Source organism: Polaromonas sp. CG_9.11 (genome assembly GCF_015752225.1).
Classification (GTDB): domain Bacteria; phylum Pseudomonadota; class Gammaproteobacteria; order Burkholderiales; family Burkholderiaceae_C; genus Polaromonas.
Window position 1 is genome coordinate 1 of record NZ_JADOVE010000049.1, and the last position, 7,574, is coordinate 7,574.

8 protein-coding genes and 1 pseudogene are annotated in these 7,574 nt (G+C 60.1%); 7 read left to right on the forward strand and 2 right to left on the reverse strand.

Translation table 11 applies throughout. The features are described 5' to 3' along the window. The first annotated feature begins 101 nt into the window (after nucleotides 1-101). The 4 genes from IWX85_RS19730 to IWX85_RS19745 all read left to right on the forward strand — a co-directional run bounded on the left by IWX85_RS19730 (nucleotide 102) and on the right by IWX85_RS19745 (nucleotide 3,459). Nucleotides 102-413 carry a BrnT family toxin gene (locus IWX85_RS19730; protein ID WP_231380046.1) on the forward strand — a complete coding sequence of 104 codons (312 nt, stop codon included), beginning with the start codon at nucleotides 102-104 and terminating at the stop codon, nucleotides 411-413. After that, entirely contained in the window at nucleotides 388-675 is a 288-nt protein-coding gene (locus IWX85_RS19735; protein ID WP_196870925.1) for a BrnA antitoxin family protein, read from the forward strand. Before IWX85_RS19730 ends, IWX85_RS19735 begins: the two co-directional genes overlap by 26 nt. Before the next feature lie 100 nt (nucleotides 676-775). Beyond that, nucleotides 776-2,215: an NAD-dependent succinate-semialdehyde dehydrogenase gene (locus IWX85_RS19740; protein WP_196870926.1), complete on the forward strand. Its 1,440-nt coding sequence runs from the start codon at nucleotides 776-778 to the stop codon at nucleotides 2,213-2,215. 755 nt (nucleotides 2,216-2,970) lie between these two features. Further along, the gene (locus IWX85_RS19745) at nucleotides 2,971-3,459 is read left to right on the forward strand and encodes a hypothetical protein (protein WP_196870927.1); all 489 of its coding nucleotides are present in this window, start codon (nucleotides 2,971-2,973) and stop codon (nucleotides 3,457-3,459) included. 88 nt (nucleotides 3,460-3,547) lie between these two features. On the opposite strand, the gene IWX85_RS20660 is transcribed toward IWX85_RS19745, so the two are convergent. After that, nucleotides 3,548-3,823 carry a helix-turn-helix domain-containing protein gene (locus tag IWX85_RS20660; RefSeq protein WP_231380047.1) on the reverse strand — a complete coding sequence of 92 codons (276 nt, stop codon included), beginning with the start codon at nucleotides 3,821-3,823 and terminating at the stop codon, nucleotides 3,548-3,550. 418 nt (nucleotides 3,824-4,241) lie between these two features. Here IWX85_RS20660 and IWX85_RS19750 point away from each other — a divergent pair, with 418 nt between their 5' ends. The 3 genes from IWX85_RS19750 to IWX85_RS19760 all read left to right on the forward strand — a co-directional run bounded on the left by IWX85_RS19750 (nucleotide 4,242) and on the right by IWX85_RS19760 (nucleotide 7,000). Further along, on the forward strand, nucleotides 4,242-5,108 hold the full coding sequence (locus IWX85_RS19750; protein WP_370584339.1) for a DUF3014 domain-containing protein: 867 nt from the start codon (nucleotides 4,242-4,244) through the stop codon (nucleotides 5,106-5,108). A gap of 620 nt (nucleotides 5,109-5,728) precedes the next feature. Beyond that, nucleotides 5,729-6,526, forward strand: a complete 798-nt coding sequence (locus tag IWX85_RS19755) for a hypothetical protein (RefSeq protein WP_196870929.1) — start codon at nucleotides 5,729-5,731, stop codon at nucleotides 6,524-6,526. Between the two features lie 174 nt (nucleotides 6,527-6,700). Next, nucleotides 6,701-7,000, forward strand: a complete 300-nt coding sequence (locus tag IWX85_RS19760; RefSeq protein WP_231380048.1) for a hypothetical protein — start codon at nucleotides 6,701-6,703, stop codon at nucleotides 6,998-7,000. Nucleotides 7,001-7,088: 88 nt separating this feature from the next. Here the strand turns inward: IWX85_RS19760 and merR are convergent. Then, a pseudogene (merR, locus tag IWX85_RS19765) lies at nucleotides 7,089-7,481 on the reverse strand (Hg(II)-responsive transcriptional regulator); the annotation flags it as partial. Nucleotides 7,482-7,574 lie beyond the last annotated feature (93 nt).

Sequence of the window (7,574 nt, forward strand, 5' to 3'; positions counted from 1 at the left end):
CTGCAACTCGGCTCTTTCCTGCTCTGACAAGGTGACTTTGTAATGTTCCATTCCCCATTGTCCACGTCAAATTTCTCATGACGCGACACTAGGCGGACTATTTGTATTGGCAAACAATAATTGCGGTACAAACTAAATGCCAATACAATAAGTCAATACACATCGAATACGACGAGACAAAACGAGCCACCACGCTGCACGGGCACAGCCCTGATTTTGCTGAAGCGGCTCGTGTCCTGGACGGTCCTACGCTGGACCAACTCGATAGCCGCGCTGACTATGGCGAGCCACGCATCATCAGCATAGGCATGCTGGATGGACGATTCGTGGTACTGGTCTGGACCTCTCGCGGCAAGGCTCGCCGCATCATCTGCATGAGGTACGCCAATGAACGAGAGCGCAAAAACTTCTAACTGGACAGATGTGGATGACGCCCCGGAGCTCGGGCCTGAGTTCTTTCAGTCGGCAAAGCAAATGGTGGCCGGCAAGCCAGTCAGCCCGACCGACTTTGACGCTGCCAAAAAGCGGATGGGGCGCCCGCCGGCTCCGCTCAAACGGCCCACGCTGAACATGCGCGTCGATGCGGATGTGCTTGAGGCGTTGAAGGCTTCAGGCAAGGGCTGGCAGACGCGGGTGAATACGATTCTCCGGCAGGAGGTGTTGGAGCGTCGATAGCCATGCATCGCCACAGCGCCCTCGGCTTCATGACACCGGCACAGCGAACTCGACAATATCAAACACCATTCACAACAACCTTTGGCAAGAGAGACTTCCCATGGCCTATCCCGACACCCAACTCTTCATCAACGGCGCCTGGCTGGACGCCGGCGACGGCCGCACGCTGGCCGTGCTCAATCCCGCCACGGGCCAGCCTATAGGCCGCTTGGCGCATGCCGGCAAGGCCGATCTGGACCAGGCGCTGCAAGCGGCTCAAAAAGGCTTCGAGACCTGGCGCGACATGAGTCCTGCCGAGCGCAGCAAGATCATGCGCAGGGCAGCTAACCTGATGCGCGAGCGTGCGGACGACATTGCGCAAGTGCTGACCCAGGAGCAGGGCAAGCCGCTGATCGAGGCAAAGGGCGAGGCCATGGCCGCTGCCGATCTGATCGAGTGGTTTGCCGAAGAGGGCTTTCGCGTCTACGGACGCATCGTGCCTTCGCGCACCAGTCTTGCCATGCGCCAGATGGTGCTGAAAGACCCTGTCGGGCCAGTCGCTGCCTTCACGCCATGGAATTTTCCGATCAACCAGGTGGTGCGCAAGATCGGCCCGGCGCTGGCGGCGGGCTGCTCGGTTCTGGTCAAGGCTGCCGAGGAAACCCCGGCCGCGCCGGCAGCGCTGATCCGCGCGTTTGCCGACGCAGGCCTTCCGCCCGGCGTGCTGGGCCTGGTCTATGGCCATCCGGCCGAGATTTCGAGCTATCTGATTGCACACCCTGTCATACGCAAGATTACGTTCACGGGCTCCACACCGGTGGGCAAGCAACTGGCTGCCATGGCCGGCCAGCACATGAAGCGCTGCACCATGGAGCTCGGTGGCCATGCGCCTGTGATCGTGGCCGAGGATGCGGACGTGGCGCTGGCCGTCAAGACCGCAGGCGGAGCGAAATTCCGCAACGCCGGTCAGGTGTGCATTTCGCCCACGCGTTTTCTCGTGCACGAAAGCATTGTCAAGGCGTTCGCTGCAGCCATGGTTGCGCACGCCAAGGGCTTGAGCGTCGGCGACGGCTTGAGCGAAGGCACCCAGATGGGGCCGCTTGCCAACGCACGCAGAATCACCGCGATGGCCGAGTTCACCCAGGATGCGGTCGAGCGTGGCGCCACGCTGCTAGCCGGTGGCATGCGCATTGGCGAGTCGGGCAATTTCTGGCAGCCTACCGTGCTGACCGACGTGCCGCAGGGCGCCAGGATACTCAACGACGAACCTTTCGGCCCGGTGGCCGCCATCCAGAGCTTCAACACGCTGGATGAAGCCATCCTCGAGGCAAACCGTCTGCCTTTCGGCCTGGCCGGCTATGCCTTCACGCGCTCGCTGAAGAACGCAGATCTGCTGGCGCGCCGTGTCGAAGTCGGCATGCTGTGGATCAATATGCCCGCCATGCCTTCGGCCGAGATGCCGTTCGGCGGCATCAAGGACTCGGGCTACGGCTCCGAAGGCGGACCCGAAGCGCTGGAGGCCTATCTCAACGTGCGCTCGGTGGCGGTGATGAACGTTTGAGTTTGCACATGGCGATACCGTTCATGCTGACGAGAGGTTTTTTGGGGGTCGTAGCAAGCAATGCTTGAGAATGACAGGATGGGTGCGGTTCAAAAAGTATCGTTTTTGGAAACACTAACCCTGTGAATTTTGGACGATTTTCCTGCGACTCGGGGTTTGAGGTGCAGTGGAACGGAAAACCGGGTTAAGCGGTCAATTTAAGTAGCCAAATAGGTTGTAGCCAATTTACATTGGCGAATTCGTTCTTGGCTACCTCTCCTACAAAGGGCCAAATTGAGTACACCCATTTTGACCATCCCTTCATGAATATTGCCCGCATCTACCTGCGTGTCAGCACCGACGAACAGGACCTCACACACCAGAACGACATTGAGCGCAACACAAGGGATGCTGGGTACTTTGCTTGAACCTCCAGCGAGGTACAAAATTAACTGTGTTGATGAAGGCCCGGCCGGTGCGTGATGCAGCTCGACCAAGCGCTCGCTCAGTTTGAGGACTTTTGTGGCGTTACGCAAAGGGTGTGCGGTAATTTCCGTCGGAGTCCGGGACCACGGATAGGGAATTCAGTACCAGTGACTGGGGAGCACGGCTCAGTGGGTGCGCGACGCTGCACTCTCCAGGGAACGCTGTGCGCGGCTTGAAGTCGGCCCACGTTCCTTGCCCCCTGCGTCCTACAACCACCGCCTCACGCAGGGTTTAAAAAGGGCAATGCCGTTGCCCGGCGGCAGCATTAGATTTTGATGAGAAAGACTTTGATGACACTGGCCGTGGCGGCCTCGTTCGGTTGTTTCGGCAACAGCTTGGTCGTGGCCCAGACCACGCCGAATTCGCCCCAAAGCGAAACGCCTTCCACGGACGCTACGAAACGCGACAACCCGCACGGCCAGGCCAGGCCAGATGCTAAGAGAAGCGATGCCAAAGCCCGCGACACCCGGGCGGCCCGAACCGAAAACCACGGCATACGCAAGAAGGCCGACACCGAGTACCAGACTGCCACCAAGAGATGCCTGGCGCTCAAGGGCGCCGAGGAGCGGGAGTGCCTGAAGCGGGCCAAGGGCAGCTATGCCGAAGCCATCGCCGCAGCCAACGGGCGGGGGCCGGGTGTCGGCACCACGGCAGCGCCACCCGGCGGGCCTGTGCCTGCACTGCAGACCCAGTCATCGGCTGTGAGTGCCACCGGCATCGCGCCCTCGACCATCGGCGCGGACGGCACACCGGGCACCCAGGCCGCTCCGGCGAAGTAGGTCGCAGGCTTCACGAGCCATGGCGCAGGCAGAGCGCACCTGGCTGGGTGGCCGCACGGGCGCGGCTTCAACCGGCCTGACGGTTGCGTTACTCCTCGTGGGCCGGGCCAGCCGGCTCCGGTTTTTCCGACTTCTCTGCGCCGGGGCTGTCGGTTTTCTTCAGCCACTCGCCGGGCGGCAGCCCGACCCGCCCCATGAAGGCCCGGCTGAACGCGCTGCTGCTGCCATATCCTGCTTCAGCGCAGGCTGGAGTTGACCTCCTTTCTCGGACACCTTTTGGTTCAAACCGAAGAAGTCCGAGATGAGCAAATACCGAACGGCGAACGCGCCGGAGTTTCGTCAGCAACTCATTGAGCTGGTCCATGCGAGCCGCAGCGCCAACGATGTGGCCAAGTAGGTGCCATTGAGTCCAATTCTGGGCAAATTGCCGCATTACAGAACTGGTTTTTTTGATGCGTGGAAGCGATGCAATTCTTTGCGCCTGAAAACAACTTCCGGGAGACAACGTGCCTTCTGGCCACAGTCGTCTAACTTTCCGAACAGCGCCTAATTGGAATCCCGTTGGTGCATGTTTTGATCCTTGAAGCATGCGCCGCCGCCGAGGCCTTCAGTATACTAAGGTAGGCAGCGCGTCGACATATCTGGCAAGACAGTGACGCACCGCAACAGGCGTTTCACCGCCTCGCCATTATGGATTTACCGCGGTGATAACATGAAAATCCGATCTCAGAAGCACGTCATACGCGTCGTCAACAACCATGAGCAACCATGCAGCTCGTCTTGTGACAGTCCTTGTCTTTGCCGCCCTGGGTGCAGGTGCTTGGTACTGGTGGCAGCAGCGCCAGCAACCCCTGCCGGCTATTCCCGAAACCCCTGTGGCCGCGGCGCCCGCGCCGTCGCTGGTTGCCCCTGCCCCTACGGCGCCTCAATACCCGATCACCTCCGCGCCCGATGAGCCCGCCGTTGGCGCGCCGTTGCCCGCGCTGGCCGACTCCGACGCCTTGTTGAGCAAGGCACTGGTCGAACTGCTGGGGCGCGACAAGGTACAGACCTTTTTGCACCTTGAGGGTTTTGCCCGCCGCGTTGTGGCGACCACCGACAACTTGGCCCGCGAACATGCCCCGCCTATGGTGTGGCCCGTGGTGCCGACACCCGGGCGCTTCACCACCCTTGCCAACGGCGCAAAAGCCGGCAACACAAGCGCCGCCGTGACCCGTATCAGCCCCGACAACAGCCTGCGCTACACACCCTTCGTGCGGTTTGTCGAGTCGGTGGACGCTGCGGCTGTTGTGCGTCTTTACAAGCGGATGTACCCACTGTTTCAGCAGGCTTATGAAGAGCTGGGTTTCCCTGGCCGTTATTTCAACGACCGGCTCGTCACGGTAATCGATCTGCTGCTGTCCACGCCGGTGCAGCCCGAGCCGCTCGACGTGGTGCTGGTCGAGGTCAAGGGCCCCATTCCGTCGCTCCGACCTTGGGTGCGTTATGAATTCACTGACCCAGCAATCAATGCGCTGTCGGCTGGGCAAAAAATGCTGCTGCGTACCGGGCCGGGTAACCACCGGCGGCTGAACGCCAAACTTTTGGAATTCAGGCGTCTGGTCAGCAGCGGCGAGACGACGCCGGGAGCGCCCGCTCCACGTCCCTGAACCCACGCATCATCGCCTTCAGTGCAGAAAAAATGTGTGTGCTTGTGCCGTTGGCCGGAAAATTGTTGGAAACTCAGATCGCCACATCTGGACAAACAAGACTCCTGAAGGCGCTTTTCAGTTCCATGCCTGGCCTTATGCAGTTGAATTTCCTATCTGTTGGAGCCGGCTCCGGATCATCATCGGTGCCTACAAAGCCAACGGCGACTACGAGCGCGACAGTGCCATAGCCGCTATCCCTCAGGACCCCGCCGTATTCATCGCCTTCGGCCGTTTGTTCATCGCCCACCCGGATCTGCACGAGCGGATGCGGGCAACAGCCCGTACAACAGGCCCCGTCCCGACACCTATTACGCCGGTGGTGCCGAGGGCCACGACGACTACCCCTCTCTCGACGAGCGGACAACCCGAGGCCAGCGCCAGCTCCCACGTCGAACTTCTCTGACAAGCCCGCGGGCCCCTTACTGATGGATCCCGTGGCTTGCCGGGGGGAAAGTCATCCTCTGAACAGGTGGCTTCGGCGTCCTGTCCCGACAGGAACTGCTACCGGATGATCGACAACCTTGATGGAACGCGCAGCCGGCCGACCGGACGGTTTCTTCTAGAACTAGGAGACTCACATGACGACGAACTTTCAGCGCACCAAACTCGGCCTGGGCATCGCTGCCCTCAGTTTCGGCCTGATGGCACCCTTGAGTGCCCACGCGGCCACGCACACTGCGGCTGGCAACGCCCCGGTCACGGGCGATAAGACAGCCAACCCGGCGCTCAACAACGATCGCATGGGAAGCAGCGACCGTATGCACATGAAGGACTGGACGAACGAAAAAGAGATGCTGCAAAAGCAGTTGAAGATGGGCGAGTCAAAAGCCTATTACTCGAAGGCACTGACCGACCAAGGTTTCCAGATCACCTCGATCAACTCGGACAAGACTTCCGAAGTCGAGTACGAAGTCGTGAAGAACAACCGCAGCTATGAAGTGCAACTGGACTTCGACAACGCCGGCAAGGCCAGCAAGGTCGAAGTTTCGAGCAACATGTGGCGCGCCGATGCTACCAAAGCCGCGATGACCGGCAAGGTGGTACCGGCGGCGACTGGCTATATGAAAGGAAACGAGGCCTACAGCGATCGGGCCCGCATGAAGAACTGGACCGGCGAAAAAGAGCGCATCGAAAAGGCTATGGCCGTCGGCAAGGACAAGAACTGGTATGCCGGCGAGTTGAAGAAGCTCGGATATCAGGTGACCTCCGTCAACGACCGCGAGAAGGACTACCTCGAATACGAGATCGTCAAGGGCGGCGAGACCTATGAGGTCCAGATCGACTTGGACAATACGATTGGCAAGAAGGTCGACGTGACGACAAACATGTGGCAGTCCGACGCCACCGAGAAGGCATTAGCCAACGTCAAGCGCTGAGCGATCGGCCGCATTGGAAGTCGCTCGCGAACCACGTGAGTCACTGCCTGCCAAAGCGACTTGGACAGGGGCGGAATATCGTAAGCGCTCCATAAAGCCCAGCCTTGTTGGCGGGTTCTGATTTGCGCATGCTTGGGGCATCTCAATTGAAAGGGAGCAAGCATGAAGATGGGAATGGAATTTTGGAAGCAGCATGTGGCCGCGGCCAAACTGCAAGGCGTTTTGGCCAGTGCCTATGCCAAGCAGCATGGGATTTCGGTGACGGCTCTGTATTACTGGCAGCGCAAGCTGAAGGCGCCGAGCCCTCCATTGGGCAAATTCGTGGCCTTACGCGTTGTCCCGGCCGTTGTTGAGGCGCCGCCTGCGTGCAGTTGCACCCTGGTGCTGGCCTCTGGCATGCGCCTGGAGTTGACGCAGTTGCCTGCGCCGCAGCGGCTGGCCGCTCTGGGGCGTGCCGCGCAGGAAGCTCGCTGATGCACCCGGGCTGCCCGATCGAGCAGGTGTATTTGGGGTCGTCGCAGAAAACGGAAAATAAAGCACGCTAAGTCAAAGCGCCCGTTGATTACCCCACGCAGTCAGCGCGAAGCGCTTTCTCCCCTTGCAGCGACTCGATCCGCGGGCAGGAAACGTTCCCCTTCGTCGCGTGGCAGGCACACACCAAATCGGACAGCGCGGCCTCCATGCGCGCCAAGTCTGCCTGTTTCTCACGTACATCCTTAAGCTTGTCCTCGGCCAGGATGCTGGCTTCCTCGCAATGGGTGCCATCCTCCAGACGCAGCAGCTCGGAAATCTCGTCCAGGCTGAATCCAAGCCGCTGGGCGGACTTCACGAAGCGCACCCGCGTCACATCCGTCTCGCCATAACGGCGAATGCTGCCATAAGGCTTGTCCGGCTCCGGCAACAAGCCTTTGCGTTGATAGAACCGGATGGTTTCTACATTGACCCCGGCCGCTCTAGTGTCGCGTCATGAGAAATTTGACGTGGACAATGGGGAATGGAACATTACAAAGTCACCTTGTCAGAGCAGGAAAGAGCCGAGTTGCAGGGC

Coding starts and splice junctions, on each gene's coding strand:
- IWX85_RS19735 (WP_196870925.1), top strand. CDS start 388: ATGAACGAGAGCGCAAAAACTTCTAACTGGACAGATGTGGATGACGCC.
- IWX85_RS19740 (WP_196870926.1), top strand. CDS start 776: ATGGCCTATCCCGACACCCAACTCTTCATCAACGGCGCCTGGCTGGAC.
- IWX85_RS19745 (WP_196870927.1), top strand. CDS start 2,971: ATGACACTGGCCGTGGCGGCCTCGTTCGGTTGTTTCGGCAACAGCTTG.
- IWX85_RS20660 (WP_231380047.1), bottom strand. CDS start 3,823: ATGGACCAGCTCAATGAGTTGCTGACGAAACTCCGGCGCGTTCGCCGT.
- IWX85_RS19755 (WP_196870929.1), top strand. CDS start 5,729: ATGACGACGAACTTTCAGCGCACCAAACTCGGCCTGGGCATCGCTGCC.
- IWX85_RS19760 (WP_231380048.1), top strand. CDS start 6,701: ATGGAATTTTGGAAGCAGCATGTGGCCGCGGCCAAACTGCAAGGCGTT.